Genomic DNA, 16,922 nt, shown 5'->3' on the forward strand with positions numbered 1-16,922 from the left:
TTGTATGCCATATTGGAATTTCTTTATTGCACAGGGATGAGGCCTCTTAAACAACTTCCGAATGAAGGATAAAGATAAGCTATAATGAGGTGAATTTATTTGGAGTAGATCGAATGAAGCAAAGACTGGAATGAGCATGAATCGTGTTGTGGAATTAGAAAGGAGAGGAAACACTTTAAAGCGCTTGAGGCAAATTGCAAAAAGTGCTTGTACTTTCCGAACTATCGATGTACCTTTGGCCTGAGAATCGCGAATGGAAAAAGTGTTTCTGTCACTAAAATAATCAGTATTCTGTCGTTCTACAATATTTTGTTAGGAGTAAATGATTTACGTTTTATATTGTGTTTACATATAAAATATTATGTTAACTAAAAAATTACTGCAAATATTGGATTCATGAAATGATGTTCATTATTAGTGTACTTTTTCATCACATTATGTTAAGGTTATAGCGAATATAGTAGAGGAGGTATCTATTTTTAGGTCATGTGGACTAACTAATTGGATTTCGTTATGAAATTGGATACAACGATCCAGATGCTCTGCCGCAATGGTGGAACGGTTAGAAAACAAGTGTGCCTATATACAGATACTCCTTATCGTAATAGTTCGTACAGAGGAAGCAGTGCAGGCTGAATAAGCCATGCTCCTGTTTTGTTTTGTCGTGACTTGTACTATGCGTAAGCTCTTTCCGAGTGCTTATGGAGGGTATGCGAATTGTTGACGTTAGGTTTCTTTATCGCACAATCTAATCGTGACTCATCGGCAGAGGCCGGTGGGTTTTTTTGTTGCGCTTAGTTGCGCAGATAAAGGAGGTTAACGTATGACGTTGTTGTTAAGCTGCAGAAAATTAGCGAAAGCCTTTGGAGATTTGCAGGTTCTGCGAAATGTTCAGCTCGATATTGCCAAGGGGGATCGCATTGGACTGGTCGGATGCAATGGTGCAGGCAAAACGACACTCGCTCAGTTACTATATGGAACAGAAAAGCCGGACGCAGGCGTGATCACTTGTTACGGAGATTCGATTGATATCGGATATTTACGGCAATCGACTTCGTATTCTGTTCAAATGTTCCGTGAGATGTCGGAATGTATGCTGGAGAAGGAGGGAGCTTCCTCATTCATGACTGCAACAAGCATGATGGGCGTAAGTCAGGTACAGTCCTGGGAAATGGAGAGAGTTCGTCATATGAGCGGAGGGGAGCGCACGAAGATGGCGCTAGCTCATATCTGGTCTACTCGCCCTCATTTATTACTATTAGATGAACCAACGAATCATTTAGATTTGGATGGCGTAGAATGGTTGATTCGAGAACTGAATGCATATGATGGTTCGATGATTGTCATCTCGCATGATCGATATTTTCTCGATCGGACGGTTCAGCGCATCATTGAGCTCGAGGATGGGGTTGCTCATGAATACATGGGGAACTACAGTGCGTATCGCGATGAAAAAGCTCGAAGATATCAGAATCAGCTGCATCAATATGAGACAGAGCAAAAGTATAAAGCAAAAATAGAAGCGGAAATCCTCCGTTTGGAACAGTGGTCTTCCAAGGCGCACCGAGAAGCAGGCAAAGTTGGCAAAATGATCGAGATGCGTACTGGGATCAAGGAGTTCTATCGTACCAAGGCCAAGAAAATGGATCGACAGGTGAAATCGAGGATAAAAAGGCTTCGTCGATTGGAATATGAAGGAATTCAGAAGCCGCGAGAAGAGCAGCAAATCTATTTTGAATTCGATCATCCCGAGAAACGGGGGAGGCGAATGCTGGAAGCCAATCGGATTCGTAAATCTGTAGGGAATAAGCTCTTATTTCAAGATAGTTCATTTACCGTTCAGCGTGGTGACAGAATCGGACTTCTGGGGCCGAATGGATGCGGCAAATCAACCCTTATCCGGATGCTGATTGGGCAGCTTCAACCTGATAAGGGGGAGATCTGGCTAAGCCCAAGTATCAAGCCCGTCTACTTATCTCAGGAGCTGGACGAGCTGGATACGGAGCAATGTGCATTAGAATGGTACGACTCCGAAAGTCTTGCCGAGGTACGTACGGTACTCGCTCAGATGGGGATCGAGTCAGCAATGTTGATGAAACCGATGAAGCGCCTAAGCTTGGGGGAACGGATGCGTCTTAAAATTGCGAACTTAATCGTCAATCATTCAGACGTACTTGTTCTAGATGAACCAACGAATCATTTAGATTTACAGAGCAGGACGCAGCTGGAGGAAACGTTAACCTCATATTCTGGAACGATGCTGATTGCTTCTCATGATCGGTATTTCCTCGAACGAGTATGTCACAAATGGTTGGTCTTTCATGACGGTAAAGTGACTCTATCACAGCGCCCATTAAGTCAGGCAGTGCAAATTGGAAGCGTTGATGCAAGGAGATCGGAACAGATGCCTTCCTCAACTGTTGTGTACGATCGATTAATGGTAGAGCATAAATTGTCCCAAGTGTTAGCTGAGCTATCACTGTGTAAGCCGGGAGATAAGAAGTATGCGGCACTAGATAAGGAATACCAATTGTGGATCAACAGAAAAAAGCATTTGGAACAATCTAATCATAATTAGCTGAATTTAGCGAATGATAGGAGTACATTCGTGCATGAGAGGATGTCCGACAATATGAGAATGAAAAGGCATGTACTCCTGCTAAATGTATGGCTATTCTGATGTTCATGTCTGGTTTTCAAAGCGGAACTCATGTCCGATTGGAGCTAACGGAAAATGAATTGGACTCTGTGGTTCACGGCCTACAAACAGGCGGTAGCTCTATTTCAGCTTAAGAGAAACAAAGTATCGTGACGCAGGGAGAGAAAATGCTCTGAAGTGAGGCCTTCGTCTGGAACGAACAAAGACGTAATCGGGCATGCATTTCCTGCTGGCGTTTCCATCGGTGTGATTCCTTATATGGGTACAGTCAACATTAAGCCCAAAGGGATGGGGAATGGGTATGAGTTGATCCAAAAAATCACTTGAAGATTTCATGAGATAGGTTTTCTAATAAGCAAAATTTCCTTCATTTCGAAGGAAGGCGTTTCGATCTCCATTTGCCGCATTACAGGAGATTATAGAACGACACAAACATTGGTTCAAGGAATTTCTACTAAATGGGTGGAAATCAAAGGTCAAGGATTAATGTTTGTGTCGTATTTTTTTAGTACAAATGTCCTCAGATTCTACTTGATCAGAACCGCAGCCTGCCACAACCATCAAAAGATGCAGCAGTCATCCAACCTAGATAATGGAACAGGCATAAACCTTGTCAAAGATAAATGATTGTGTTATTTTATATGTGTAACCGGTTTCATATTTAGAGGTGAGTAACAATTATGGCAACAATTAGAGACGTAGCGAAACATGCGGGCGTATCGGCGGCAACCGTATCGCGGGTAATCAATGACACTGGATATGTGCATGATGATACCCGCAGAAAGATTGAAAACGCTATCAAAGAACTCCATTATACGCCGAATGAAGTAGCAAGATCCTTATACAAGCGAAAATCCAGACTCATCGGTTTCCTTCTCCCGGATATCACTAACCCTTTTTTCCTGAGTTGGCGCGAGGGGTCGAGGATAAGATGCAGGAAAATGATTTTCGGATCATTTTTGGTAACAGCGATGAAGACCTCAAAAAAGAAAAGGAATATATCCAAACCTTTGTACAAAATAATGTGGTTGGCGTGATTGCTTCCACGAATCATCCGGATGCCGATATCTATCGAAAGCTGAGGATTCCGGTAGTATTCCTCGACCGGACGGTGGATAATCGCCCATCGGTATATGCGGACGGATACGAAGGCGGAAAGATAGCTGCCCGTGAAATGATTGCCCGCGGCAGTCGACGGATTACGGTCATGCAGGGTCCGGCTTCCATTCGGCCGGCGCAGGATCGTTATCAGGGCGCGATTGATGTGTTGAATCGTCATGGGATGGATTACAATGTGATCCAGACTACATCATTTTCGTTCACGGAAGCAGGAAAGTGGGCGAAGGAATTGTTCGAACGTTATCCGGACACCGATGGCATAATTGCCAGCAACGACATTGTTGCTACGGCGGTGCTTCATGAAGCGCTTCGACTTGGCAAGAATGTACCCGATGACGTGCAAATTATCGGATTTGACGATATTCCGCTCAGCAGTCTCTTAACACCGGCGCTGACGACGATCAGGCAGCCTGCTTATGATATGGGCAGAGCCTCGGCAGACCTTTTGATACAATTATTAGAGAATGAAAACGTAGATCAGAAAATCATACAGATGCCCGTAACATTTACAGAGCGGGAAACAATGAGGAAGGTGGGGCAACATGGCAAAAATTATTGTAGTAGGAAGCTCATCGATTGATTTGGTCGTTACATCGTCCAAACGCCCGGGGGCCGGTGAAACGGTACTCGGAGAAAGCTTCAAAACCGTTCCTGGAGGCAAAGGAGCTAACCAGGCCGTAGCCGCAGCGCGGCTCGGAGCCGACGTAACCATGATCGGGCGCGTGGGAGACGATGCATTCGCTGAACAAATTTTGAACAACTTTAAGCAAAACAAAGTTTGTATCGACTATGTGGAACCGGTTACACATATGGAAAGCGGAACGGCGCATATCGTTTTAGCGGAAGGCGATAACAGTATTGTTGTCGTAAAAGCGGCCAACAATGAAGTAACGCCGGATTACATCGACCATTCGATGAGAGCTTTTAAAGACGCGGATATGGTGATGATCCAGCAAGAAATTCCGGTAGAATCCGTAACTTATGTTAGCCGAATCTGCAAGAAGCTGGGGATTCCGCTGCTGCTCAATCCGGCGCCTGCACGTCCGCTTGATAATGAAGTAATCGAAAATGCTGCGTATATTACGCCAAATGAGCATGAAGCGAAAATACTGTTTTCAAGCCTGAGCATTTCAGAGGCGCTGCGCAAGTATCCGAACAAGCTGTTTATAACCGAAGGCAGCAAGGGAGTACGTTATTTTGATGGCTCAAATGAAGTGCTTGTACCCTCTTACAAAGTAGAAGTGGTGGATACAACTGGTGCGGGAGATACTTTTAATGCCGCTTTTGCGGTTGCTCTGGCAGAGGGAACAGCGATTTACGATAGCGTCCGTTTTGCCAATCGTGCAGCTTCCTTGTCTGTAACGAAGTTTGGTGCGCAGGGCGGCATGCCATATCGTCAAGAAGTGGAGGCGCAGATGTAATGAAAAAACAAGGCATATTGAACAGTCATATTTCGAAAATTCTAGCTGATTTGGGCCATACGGATTCGATCGTTGTCGCCGACGTCGGTCTTCCCATCCCGGAAGGGGTAAAGAAAATTGATCTGGCGCTGACGCTAGGCACGCCAAGTTTCGAAGAAACCGTAAATGCCATTGCTGCCGATATGCAAATCGAAAAAGTGGTGATTGCGGAAGAAATCAAAACGCAAAATAGTGAAGCAAATGCTTATATTCAGCATAAATTTGCAGATTGCGAAATCGAGGATTGTCCTCACGAAGAATTCAAACAATTGACCCGCAAGGCCAAAGCTGTGATTCGCACGGGCGAGGCCAAGCCGTTCGCCAATATCATTTTACAGGCAGGCGTCTATTTCGGTTAGCAAGCGTGTGCTTGCCAAAGCAGTTTTCTGTGATAAACAGTTAGAGGAGTCTTGCTCCGCTAAACGAAGCATTTGCTTACGAAGCTAGTTTTGCTATGAAGGCAATCAGAGAAGCAACACACGCAAAACGAAGCGTAAGCTTTCGAAGTAGTTTTGCTGCGAAGACATCCATAGGAGCATAGCTCCGCAAAACTAAGCATCTGCTAACGAAGTAAGTTTTGCTGTAAAGAACATCCATAGAAGCAACGTTCGCAAAACTTTTAAGGAGGAGCCATTATGCAGATTCAAATGAAAGGAATCCACAAGGCCTTCGGCAGCAACCAGGTATTATCTGGCGTCGATTTTGACTTGCGCGAAGGCGAGGTTCACGCCCTCATGGGTGAAAACGGTGCGGGCAAGTCTACCTTGATGAACATCCTGACGGGCCTGCATCAAAGAGATAAGGGAACTATTCTTATCGACGGCAAGGAAACGTATTTTGCCAATCCGAAAGAAGCGGAGCGTCAAGGCATCGCTTTTATCCACCAGGAGCTGAATATATGGCCTGATATGACTGTGGTGGATAACCTGTTCATCGGGAAGGAAATGTCCTCGTCTTGGGGACTTCTTAAATCAAAGGAAATGAAGGCGCTTGCAAAGGAGCAGTTCAAAAGACTCTCCGTTGACATTCCGTTGAATATGGAAGCAGGACAATGCTCGGTGGGACAGCAGCAGATGATTGAAATCGCCAAGGCACTGTTGACGGACACCAAGGTCATTATCATGGACGAACCAACCTCGGCGCTGACGGAAAGAGAAATTCAGAAACTATTTGAAGTCATTCGATCCTTGAAACAAGAAGGAGTATCGATTGTTTATATTTCGCATCGAATGGAGGAGATCTTCGAAATTTGCGACCGGATTACGGTTATGCGTGACGGCCGGACGGTAGACACGAAGGCGATTCCGGAAACGAATTTCGACGAAGTCGTAAAGAAAATGGTCGGCAGAGAGCTGACCGAACGCTTCCCTGCTCGCAATCCTTCACCGGCCGAGGTTGTATTGGAAGTTGAGCATGCAACTCGCAAAGGATGGTTTGAAGATGTAAGCTTCAAGGTACGTCAAGGCGAAATCGTTGGTTTCTCAGGCCTGATGGGTTCGGGACGCACCGAAATCATGAGAGCGCTTTTCGGATTGGATCGGCTGGATCAAGGCGAGGTTCGCATGTTCGGCAAGAAGGTCGTGATTAGAAAGCCGGTCGATGCCGTAAATCATGGAATCGGTTTCATCACGGAAGACCGCAAAGACGAAGGATTGGTTCTGGACTTTTCCGTTCGGGAAAACATGGTGCTCCCAAGCATCAGTGGATTTACAAAAAAGGGCCTCATCTCGACGCAAAGTGAAAAGGTGTTCGTGGATGCCTTGATTAAGCGACTGCAGATCAAAACGCATTCAGCGGAAACCGCAGCGGGCAATTTGTCAGGCGGTAATCAGCAGAAGGTGGTTATTGCCAAGTGGATAGGTATCGGGCCGAAGCTGTTAATCCTTGATGAACCGACCCGGGGCGTAGACGTTGGCGCTAAGCGCGAAATCTACCAGCTCATGAACGAGCTTACAGGCCATGGCGTTGCCATCATTATGGTATCTTCCGAATTGCCTGAAGTGCTCGGCATGAGCGACCGCATCGTTGTTGTTCATGAAGGGAGAATTACAGGAGAATTAAACAAAGCAGAAGCGACACAGGAGAAAATAATGACGCTGGCGACAGGGGGACAGTGATATGACTACCATCAATGATGCAAAAACAAGCAAAGGCTTTCAACTTTCGCAAATGACGCAAAAGCTCGGACCGCTTCTTGGTCTATTCATTCTGATTGTCATCGTATCCATTCTAAACCCAAGTTTTTTGGAACCGCTTAACATTTTAAACTTGCTGCGGCAGGTATCTATCAACGCACTGATTGCGTTTGGGATGACCTTCGTCATTCTTACGGGCGGGATCGACTTGTCCGTCGGTTCAACCCTGGCATTATCAAGTGCGTTTGTAGCCAATATGCTCGTAGCCGGCTATGATCCGATTCTGTCTATCCTCGCCGGATGTTTGCTTGGTGGCGTTATGGGCATGATTAACGGTCTTCTGGTGACACAGGGCAAAATGGCTCCGTTTATTGCGACACTTGCAACAATGACGATTTTCCGAGGAATGACGCTTGTTTATACGGATGGTAACCCGATTACCGGGCTTGGTGACAGCATGACATTCCAATTGTTCGGTCGCGGTTATCAGTTCGGTATTCCGGTTCCTGCTATTACGATGATTATTGCCTTTGCCGTGCTGTGGGTGATATTGCACAAAACGGCATTTGGACGCAAAACCTATGCAATCGGCGGCAACGAAAAAGCGGCTATCGTTTCCGGCATTAAAGTATCACGCGTTAAAATCATGATTTATTCTTTGGCAGGTATGCTTTCCGCTTTGGCCGGGGCTATCTTGACTTCACGTTTGAATTCGGCACAGCCGACTGCAGGTACATCCTATGAGCTGGACGCAATCGCTGCGGTTGTATTGGGCGGTACAAGCCTTTCCGGAGGCCGGGGGCGAATTGTCGGCACGCTGATTGGTGCACTGATTATCGGCACCCTGAACAACGGTCTTAACCTGCTTGGCGTATCTTCTTTCTATCAAATGGTGGTCAAGGGTATCGTTATTCTAATTGCGGTGCTCATCGACCGGAAGAAATCTGCATAAGCGAGAGGAGAGAATCACATGAAAAAGCTAACGTTTATACTGGCAGCGTTTCTGCTCATTGTAACGACCGGATGTTCCCTAGAGCCTCCAAGCTGGGCGAAACCAAAGTCAGACGGGGACTTGAAAAATATGAAAATCGGTTTGTCCGTCTCAACGCTGAATAACCCGTTTTTCGTTTCCTTGAAAGACGGCGTGGTTGCCGAAGCCAAAAAACACGGCATAGAAACAATTGTCGTTGATGCGCAAAACGATTCGGCTAAACAAAGCAATGACGTGGATGACTTAATGCAAAAAGGCGTTAATGTATTGCTCATTAATCCGACTGATTCTTCAGCCATCTCAACAGCCGTGCAATCGGCGAACAACCTTGGTATTCCTGTCATTACGCTCGACCGCTCGGCGGATCAAGGCGACGTTAAAGCACTAGTAGCTTCAGATAATGTCAAGGGCGGGCGCATGGCGGCTGAATTTATCGAGAAACTCGTCGGCAAAAATGCGAAAGTCATTGAGCTTGAAGGTGTAGCGGGCGCATCGGCGACCCGTGAACGCGGCAAAGGCTTCCACGAAGTGGCCGACCAAACTTTGAAAGTTATTGCAAAGCAAACGGCAGACTTTGACCGTACAAAAGGTCTCAATGTGATGGAGAACCTGCTGCAAGCAAACCCTGATGTACAAGCTGTGTTCGCGCACAATGACGAAATGGCGCTAGGTGCGATTGAAGCTATTAAGAGCACCGGCAAAAATATTCCGGTTGTCGGATTTGACGGTAATGATGATGCATTAAAATCGATTCAGGAAGGCAAGCTGACGGCTACTGTGGCGCAACAGCCTGAGCTGATCGGACAGCTTGCGGTGCAAGCTGCATATGATGTGCTGCAGGGCAAGACAGTGGACAAAACGATTCCTGCTCCGCTAAAGTTGGTGATCAAAGAATAAGATACGGAAAATACTTGGATGACGATTCGTTTATTATGCTCTCTTTTCGGCGAACAGGCTCATGTTTTTGGGCCTGCTGCTGTTAAGGGAGCTTTTTTTGCGAACGTAATCGGCGGCGTTACGTCTCAAAAACAAAAGGAAATCAGATTTAACGTAACTACAAGTCGATATTGGGGGTAAAACAGTCACAAAGGCACTTGTTTAGCACAATAACGATACTAGAATCTTAGCGGCTCAATTTAGCCGCAAATAGCGATATCACGTTTCGTTAGAGATCATTTATATGGCTTCCTCAACAGCCTGATTTATCTCTGCCTTTCAGCTAATCTTCTTCAGATCGATTCCGTCTCCCGGCGCTTTTCGTTGTTACCGGGCTTGCACAGGGCGGCACGGCTGACTTCATCAACAACGCTGCGAACGCGAAGATGAATGCGCCGTTTATGGAACTGTTCGTGCGTGGAATTTTATGTAATACGCTTGTCTGTCTCGCGGTTTGGTGTTCGATGAAGCTGAAGGAAGAGGTCGCGAAGCTGGTCATGATTTTTTGGTGCCTGTTCGCCTTTATCACCTCCGGGTTTGAGCACAGCGTGGCGAATATGACGCTACTGTCGGTCTCGCTGTTCATCCCGCATCCAGAGACGGTTTCATGGGCAGGACTGGCCGCAAATTTGATTCCGGTCACGCTTGGCAACATGGTTGGCGGCATTTTGTTTGTAGGAAATGCTTATTGGTATATTGCGAAGGATTGAGAAGGAGTGGAAGTTTAGTTGTTTTAGAAATAAAAGTAGAAAACACGGTTAAGCAGCCTGTCGTCGCTTGAATGAAGTGGCGATAGGCGGCTTTTTTTGTATTAAAATGTGCTTAGCGTGGTTTTTCCGAAATGCTGGAGGTACCCCTAGTTTAACATATACCTAGTTAGGGAGAGAAAGTCATGACGTTAAAAATATGAACGTTTAATAGGCCCTGTAGCGGACAGACTGGGGCCCGTGTATGATGAAAGAGATTAGTATAGCTGACGACCATGATATCAAGTTCTTGTCATCCGACAGGAACGTCAACATTTTAATGAAAAAAAGCTAAGCGAATCGTGTTCATGAAAAAGCCGGTTTCTCCTACTCTAAGGATGAATCGGCTTCACTTTTTCCCAGATCATGTTGATCAGTGGATATCACCGCGATTATCGATAGTCAAAATTTCGAAAACAATCGATGATTGTTACGATCCAATGGATACGGGCTAATTTATTTGCCTCTCAGATCTAAAACTGCGTATAATATCAATTATACGCAGTTTTTTTGTAGCTATTTAGGCAGCATAATCAAGGGAGAAATGCGTAATGAACTGGACACGAGATGATTTGCAGGCCATGTACGAGCAGCCGCTTGAAGCCTTTCGATTGTGGATGGACAATGCGGGGTATACGTATTATACGAAGAAAAATTATATGGGAGATGTTCGTCAATTTTTGCTCACTTTGGACGGCAAGCCTGCCGAAGAAGCGACGAAGTTCCAAGTGCTTTCATTTCTTGCGAAGGTGAAGGCGTCCGGTGTGAGTGATGCGACGCGTAATCGCAAGCATTGTGCAGTAACAAGCTTTTATAAAGCGCTAAATGAGTTTGAGCTGGCAGATGTGAACCCGGCTGCCGGGGTGAAAAAATCAAAGACAGAAATGAACCGTGCACCTGTATTTATGAACCCAGAGCAGCTCCGCCAGCTTCTCGTTCGAACAGAAGGAAAGTATCGTGATCGTAATCTGGCGATTCTCATGCTGATGGGATATGCGGGTCTTCGTGTTGGCGAGGTTCATCGTCTGAATGTATCGGATTATTATCCGGAACGGCATTCCATTGAAGTATTGGGCAAAGGGAGAAAGTGGAGAACGATTCCCCTGCCTGCGGTGGTTGCTGCTCAGCTGGACATTGCGCTTGCGGAGCGACTCACGCCTTGGAGGGAAGGTGAGGATGCCTTCTTCATTTCCCAGAAGGGTCAGCGTCTGTCAATTCGCAATATTCAATACATTGCAGAGCAGGCTTTTTGTAAGCTGCAATCGGATCAGGAACGGAGACCGCATGGAGGAAGAGGGCGATCGTATTCCTGCCATAAGCTGCGCCACTCCTTCGCTACCATGCTGCTGCAGAGCGGTACTGATATACGAACCGTGCAGGAAATGCTTGGACATGCTTCCATTCAAACGACAACGGTATACACCCATGTAACCGATCGACAAAAAGAAGAAGCTGTGACTCGCTTGCAGGCATTTTTATCATGAGTCGAAAAATGATGCAAGAACGTATACAATTAGGAAGGGAAACGTATAACGAACCTGCCCCCACTACAAACTATATGGTATCAGGGAAAAGAGGAGGGGTTGAATGAATGCAATCAAGACGAAGCTGCAAGCCTTATTGCGCAATAAGCGGCTTGTTCAGACGCTCAAGATAGCCTTTCCTTTAGCCGTCATTATCTTTGTCTTTATTCAAGGAAAGAAGGAATTATCCAGGTTTTCACTACGGGAATCGCTGCATGCCATCCGTTTAATATCGAGTGAGTATTTTACGGGACTCATTGTATTAGGAGGACTGGCGGTTGCAACTATGTTTTTCTATGACCGCCTGCTGCTACGTTCGATTAAGGCACCTGTTCCTATTGGCAAAACATTTCGAGTTTCTTGGATTGCAAATACCTTTAACGGCATTGTTGGATTCGGAGGTATTGCTGGGGTAGGAATTCGTACCGTTCTATACCGTCCATTTACAGGGGATGCGGGTAAATTGCTGCTGGCGATCGCTTGGATGGCGCCTTCCATGATTAGCGGATTATCATTGCTAGGTATCTTAGTGCTGCTGCACGTGTTCCCTGCAGGTGAGCTGCTTGCAGCCAAGGGATGGCTATGGATCGTTCTTGTCGGGGTGGCCTTATTCTTTCCTGCGTATTTACTTTTCTCGCGCTGGAAGGGAAGAGCGAACGCGAACGCCAAGCTGACATTTGGCTATACGGTTGTGTCATTTATTGAATGGCTCGCTGCAGGTTCGGTGGCCTATGTAATCTTATTTATGCTGAAGGCAGATGTCTCCTATGCTGAAGTAATCGGTGTATTTACAGTGAGCGCCATCGCCGGTCTGATCAGTATGGTCCCAGGGGGATTCGGGACTTTCGACATCACATACTTAATTGGCCTGCAGGCGCTAGGGGTTGCAGACAGCACGGTATTTACCGCATTGCTTCTCTATCGGATCGTATACTACTTTATTCCCTTTACGCTGGGGTTAATCTTTGCGGCCTTCGAATTCGGCGGTGTTGCCGTCAAGAAGTTCGAGGATCATCCTACGTTAGGATCGTATATAGAGTCAGGAAGCATTCTATGGTTCGTACAGAGGTCGATATGGAGCTCTTTGTCTGCATGGTCAGTTGTGATTCTGCTGTTCATGACCTCTTTGTTTTTATTTACATACACGTTTACAGAGCCATCCTGGGAATCATCCATGTTCGTTCTGCCCTTGTTCCATGGTTCCATATTTCCAATAGTGAACGGTATCTTATTAGGTGCAAGCCTTTTGATGCTGCTGCAATTGAAGGGGCTATTTGAAAGAACGATTCGGGCGTATGTGATGACTTTAGCCTCTCTCGCCATTTGTACGCTGCTTACATTCCTGTTGGGGACAACGATTCGCCATACGCTGTGGCTTTGCGGAATGCTGCTGTTCTTATTTCTAATTCGCTCACAGTTCACGCGATATCGGTTCCCATTAACGAAGAGCACCATTTTCTTCACCAGCTTATTCGGGACGCTTCTCATGCTTCTGTACATGATGATGGGATACATGTTAGCTGAGTACCATGAAAAGTCAGCAGATGCAGCGACATATACTTTGAGCTACGTTCAATTTACGACGACATTAATTACGGGGCTTCTCGTAGCGGGAGTTATGTATGCAATTGGAGTACTGATGTTCGAGCGGCATTTAAAGAAGCCGCTTGGAAGAGATTGGCGCGCAGATGATCAAGCCATCTTAACTGGCATTAATGGCTGGATGTATCACAATGTAGCGGACAAGCGTGTCTTCTCTGTCAATGGCGGCAAAATCCGCTTCCCATTCATTATTAAGGGCCGCCGGGTCATTATGCTTGGAATGCCTCGATTAGAACGAATGAAGGCTAAGGAGCATGACGCCTTGCACTCTTTATATGAGCACGCTGATCGTTTTGGGCTTGATATTGTGTTCTATCAAGCAGGGATTGAGGGTATGCCGCTGCTCCATGATTATGGAAATGACTTTTTCAAGGTAGGAGAAATTGCCCGTTATGAGCTGGCTGAACCTGTAACTGGCCCGCCTCTTCATCGCTATGAGCTGATTCCATTCCCTTTGCCAGAACCATTGGTTCAGCAAGTTATGGAGTCAGCTAAAATGTGGGAAGAAGTGACTCCGGGATATCTTGATACGATTCATCAAATGTTAATCGTCCCTGATCCTACGCTGCAGTTAGTACGCTTATTGGATGAAGCAGATGGGGATCGACTGCTCGGCTACATCGTCCTTCGGATTGATTACACAGCGGAGATGATAATGATTGGCGATATTCGTTCCTGCCACGGCTTATGTCAGCCGGAACAGGATGAGGTGCTGAAGCAGCTGCGCGACATTATCGTTTGGTTAGGACAACATCATGATTGCAAGCAACTTGCGAGTGGATTATTGCCGCTTTCGCATGTTGAATCGGATCGTGCGCCATATTTATGGTCTGAACGGACAGCGGTAGCAATCTTCCGCAGGATTCGTGAGCTGTATCCGATGAATAACTATAGAAGAGTAAGGTTGTCTTTATTTGATGTTACGTGGGAGCCGCAGTATATTGCATTCCGCAAGCAGCGCCATATGAATTGGACAGTGTGGCGCGTAACACGGATTATTCGCCGATTGCGGCAATAGTGTGACACGAATCATGCGAAAATGATTAGAATTTATGAAAATTGCAGAAAAAAGGTGAAAAGGCTTGGAGGCTGCTCCAGGCCTTTTTATTGTAAAAAACCGCTTACAGCTCAGCTTTTCGACCATATCCGTCTGTGGGACGTGAAGTCCAGTTCTGCTAAAATAGTGGTGTTTCAGAATAGGAACGGATTTCAACAAAGTCTTATCATCAGAAGGTGGTTCCTTATGCTTGGATTTGCAATTCTATTAGGGTTCAACATTGCAGGTGTGTGGCTGCACAATTTGCTTCATCTCCCGCTGCCCGGCAACGTGCTTGGCTTGGTGCTGTTCCTGATTGCACTCGGCATGAAGTGGGTGAAGCTGGAGTGGGTAGAGAATTCCGCTCAATTCCTGCTTGATCATATGCTGTTATTCTTCATCCCGTATGTTGTCGGCATTATGGCGTTCTTGCCCATACTAAGTGCGCATTGGGTGAGTATTTCGGTAGGCATTATTGGCAGTACGCTTGTCGTACTATGGATGACCGGCTTCGTGGCATCGAAGATGGAGAAGCCCTCGTCAGAAGCTGATACGGTAACAGTGAAAAAGGGGGATGCTACATGAACGTATTATCGTGGACACAGCAGCCTTTGTTTGGAATAGCGGCAACGATCGTTGTGTATGCATTGTCTCGCGTTCTGCACGTTCGCTTCAAATGGATGCATCCGATCGTATTTTGCTCGGTAGTGCTAATCGGCTTCCTCGTCATCGGAAACATTCCGCTTCAAGATTATAAAAATGGGGCAGATATTTTGGCTCTCATCCTTGGGCCAGCTACAATTGCACTCGGTGTACCGATTTATAAATATCGTGAGCTGGTTAAGAAACAGTTCGCTGCCATCTGCTTGTCGATTACATGCGGATCGCTTGTAGGGATAGTTAGTGTCGCGGCGATCATGATGAGCTTGGATGGTGCGAGAGAGGTGATGCTGAGCATGCTGCCGAAATCAGTCAGCTCACCAATCGCGGTTGAAATTTCGAAGTCGCTAGGCGCAATGCCTGAATTGTCCGCTGTATTTACGGTATTTACCGGTGTTGTAGGTGCATTGTTCGGAACGAGCTTCCTGCGCATGACCGGTATTCGCGGCGAAGTGCCCCTCGGCATTGCAATGGGAACAGCTGCACATGGATTCGGGACAGCAAAGAGTTTGGCGGATTCAGAGAAGCAAGGTACGTTTAGTGGTTTGGCAATGGGGTTAGCTGGACTAATTACATCCATTTTATTTACACCCATTTATATGTTCTTTATGTAATGCTTGTTATGCACATCACAGGCTAACAAGTAGGAGACGTCTATCGCACGTGCGGTAGGCGTTTTTTTGTTGGAACTGATTATATTAGTAGAACTAAAGCATTGAAGGGAACAACTTCACCCTATTCGTCTATATGACAAGGCTTATAAAAAGAGTTGAAACATTTTCGATTGCAGCACGTTGTTATTAGTAGGCGAAAAATCAAATATGCAGCCAACATATCGGGCTGTGCTGATGAATGATTATACGTGAAGGAGATGATCCCTTGAAGGCGACAATTTGGGCATGGGGTATCCTCTTAGGCTTGAGCCTGCCATCACTCGCAGGTGCAGCAGGTACATATTCTGCCGAGAAGATATTTACCGATCCGCAGAGCGGGGCGGTCTATTATAATGTTGAACGGATCGACTTGGAGACGCGCGAGAAGCGTGTTGTTGTAAAGATGGCTGACGGCCAGTGGAAGAAATGGAACCCGAATATTAGGAGCATGCGGGTAGAAGAAGGTCAGCAACTACCTGTGCTCGATACGAATTTTGCCGATAGTGTGGAAGGCGGGATGCAGTATATTTATGATCCTGAGGATCAAGAAGTTGTGAAGGGGAAATTGTTCCGTTCCTCGCCTGATGGCAAATGGGGCATACATGAACGATTATATTTTGAACCGACTGGTAAAGGAAATATGGGCAAGGTTCATAGTTATGTATTGCGTAATAATCAAACCGGGAAGACGAAGGAGTGGCTTCGCACGGATTATTCCATTGGAGCTACGTGGCTTTCAGATAATCGAATCATTTATAGTCGCTTGAATGAAAAGTCAAACCAGGAGGAAATTGTGATCTACGATCCTGCTGCGGACAAGCTGGATCGTGTCGCATTTGGTAACCTCCGCGGCGTTCAACCAGACAAGGGCTACGTGGTGTATACACTGAACAAGCCAGATCGCCCTTTGTATGTTTTGGATTTGAAGAAGCGCGTATCCAAGCCCTTGAAGGATTGGGCAGCGGCTGAAGCTTATTTGCCGCACTCCGAGAACGCGAAGGATTCAACGATTGATTTGCCGTCGGATTTCGATCTGGACGCGCTGCCCGAGGAAAAAATGAAAATGAAGACGCAGTGCGATTACAAAGTGACGATTGATGGTACGACCGCGCGCGTGCCGTTTGTATTTGAAGAGAAGCAGACTGCGAAAATTCCGGTTAAGCCGCTTGCGGAAGTGTATGGTTGGAAGCTAAGCAAGCTGGATAAGAAGGCCGCTGCCTTCCGATTTAAACTTGAGCATGGAAGTCGCTTAATTGAATTGAATCCAGCAAATAGTGTTCTGGAGGAAGGTATCTTATATATGACAACAGAGCAAATCAAACAGCTCGGGTATCGCTCCGTTAACGTTGCATATGATCCAGAGACATAAGAATAATAGCATAATGTTTTGGCAATAGGGCAT

General features: G+C 46.1%; 11 protein-coding genes and 2 pseudogenes. All 13 read left to right on the forward strand.

Annotated elements, in window-relative coordinates:
* Nucleotides 1–823 precede the first annotated feature (823 nt).
* The 13 genes and pseudogenes from abc-f to PAV_RS22250 all read left to right on the forward strand — a co-directional run bounded on the left by abc-f (nt 824) and on the right by PAV_RS22250 (nt 16,889).
* Nucleotides 824–2,578: a ribosomal protection-like ABC-F family protein gene (gene abc-f, locus PAV_RS22190; protein ID WP_005549989.1), complete on the forward strand. Its 1,755-nt coding sequence runs from the start codon at nt 824–826 to the stop codon at nt 2,576–2,578.
* A 761-nt stretch (nt 2,579–3,339) separates the two neighbouring features.
* Nucleotides 3,340–4,358, forward strand: a pseudogene (locus PAV_RS22195) (LacI family DNA-binding transcriptional regulator).
* Nucleotides 4,321–5,199: a ribokinase gene (rbsK, locus tag PAV_RS22200; RefSeq protein WP_005549991.1), complete on the forward strand. Its 879-nt coding sequence runs from the start codon at nt 4,321–4,323 to the stop codon at nt 5,197–5,199. Before PAV_RS22195 ends, rbsK begins: the two are co-directional and overlap by 38 nt.
* Nucleotides 5,199–5,597, forward strand: a complete 399-nt coding sequence (gene rbsD / locus PAV_RS22205) for a D-ribose pyranase (RefSeq protein WP_005549992.1) — start codon at nt 5,199–5,201, stop codon at nt 5,595–5,597. The genes rbsK and rbsD overlap by 1 nt, the downstream gene beginning before the upstream one ends.
* Nucleotides 5,598–5,873: 276 nt before the next feature.
* Complete coding sequence (locus PAV_RS22210; protein ID WP_005549993.1) at nt 5,874–7,355, forward strand: sugar ABC transporter ATP-binding protein; 1,482 nt, start codon at nt 5,874–5,876, stop codon at nt 7,353–7,355.
* Nucleotide 7,356: 1 nt separating this feature from the next.
* Nucleotides 7,357–8,325 (forward strand): ribose ABC transporter permease RbsC, encoded by a 969-nt coding sequence (gene rbsC, locus PAV_RS22215; RefSeq protein ID WP_005549994.1) that lies wholly within the window; start codon nt 7,357–7,359, stop codon nt 8,323–8,325.
* A gap of 18 nt (nt 8,326–8,343) precedes the next feature.
* Nucleotides 8,344–9,261 (forward strand): ribose ABC transporter substrate-binding protein RbsB, encoded by a 918-nt coding sequence (gene rbsB, locus PAV_RS22220; protein WP_005549995.1) that lies wholly within the window; start codon nt 8,344–8,346, stop codon nt 9,259–9,261.
* A 371-nt stretch (nt 9,262–9,632) separates the two neighbouring features.
* Nucleotides 9,633–10,010, forward strand: a pseudogene (locus PAV_RS22225) (formate/nitrite transporter family protein); the annotation flags it as partial.
* Nucleotides 10,011–10,597: 587 nt separating this feature from the next.
* A complete protein-coding gene (locus PAV_RS22230; RefSeq protein ID WP_005550000.1) occupies nt 10,598–11,530 on the forward strand; it encodes a tyrosine-type recombinase/integrase in 933 nt (310 codons plus the stop codon).
* Between the two features lie 103 nt (nt 11,531–11,633).
* Nucleotides 11,634–14,189, forward strand: coding sequence for a flippase-like domain-containing protein (locus tag PAV_RS22235; protein ID WP_005550002.1), 2,556 nt, complete (start codon nt 11,634–11,636; stop codon nt 14,187–14,189).
* A 225-nt stretch (nt 14,190–14,414) separates the two neighbouring features.
* A complete protein-coding gene (locus PAV_RS22240) occupies nt 14,415–14,792 on the forward strand; it encodes a CidA/LrgA family protein (RefSeq protein WP_005550003.1) in 378 nt (125 codons plus the stop codon).
* Complete coding sequence (locus tag PAV_RS22245; RefSeq protein ID WP_005550004.1) at nt 14,789–15,481, forward strand: LrgB family protein; 693 nt, start codon at nt 14,789–14,791, stop codon at nt 15,479–15,481. The genes PAV_RS22240 and PAV_RS22245 overlap by 4 nt, the downstream gene beginning before the upstream one ends.
* A 265-nt stretch (nt 15,482–15,746) precedes the next feature.
* Complete coding sequence (locus PAV_RS22250; protein WP_005550005.1) at nt 15,747–16,889, forward strand: hypothetical protein; 1,143 nt, start codon at nt 15,747–15,749, stop codon at nt 16,887–16,889.
* Nucleotides 16,890–16,922: the final 33 nt, after the last annotated feature.

Source organism: Paenibacillus alvei DSM 29, from assembly GCF_000293805.1.
Classification (GTDB): Bacteria; Bacillota; Bacilli; order Paenibacillales; family Paenibacillaceae; genus Paenibacillus_B; species Paenibacillus_B alvei.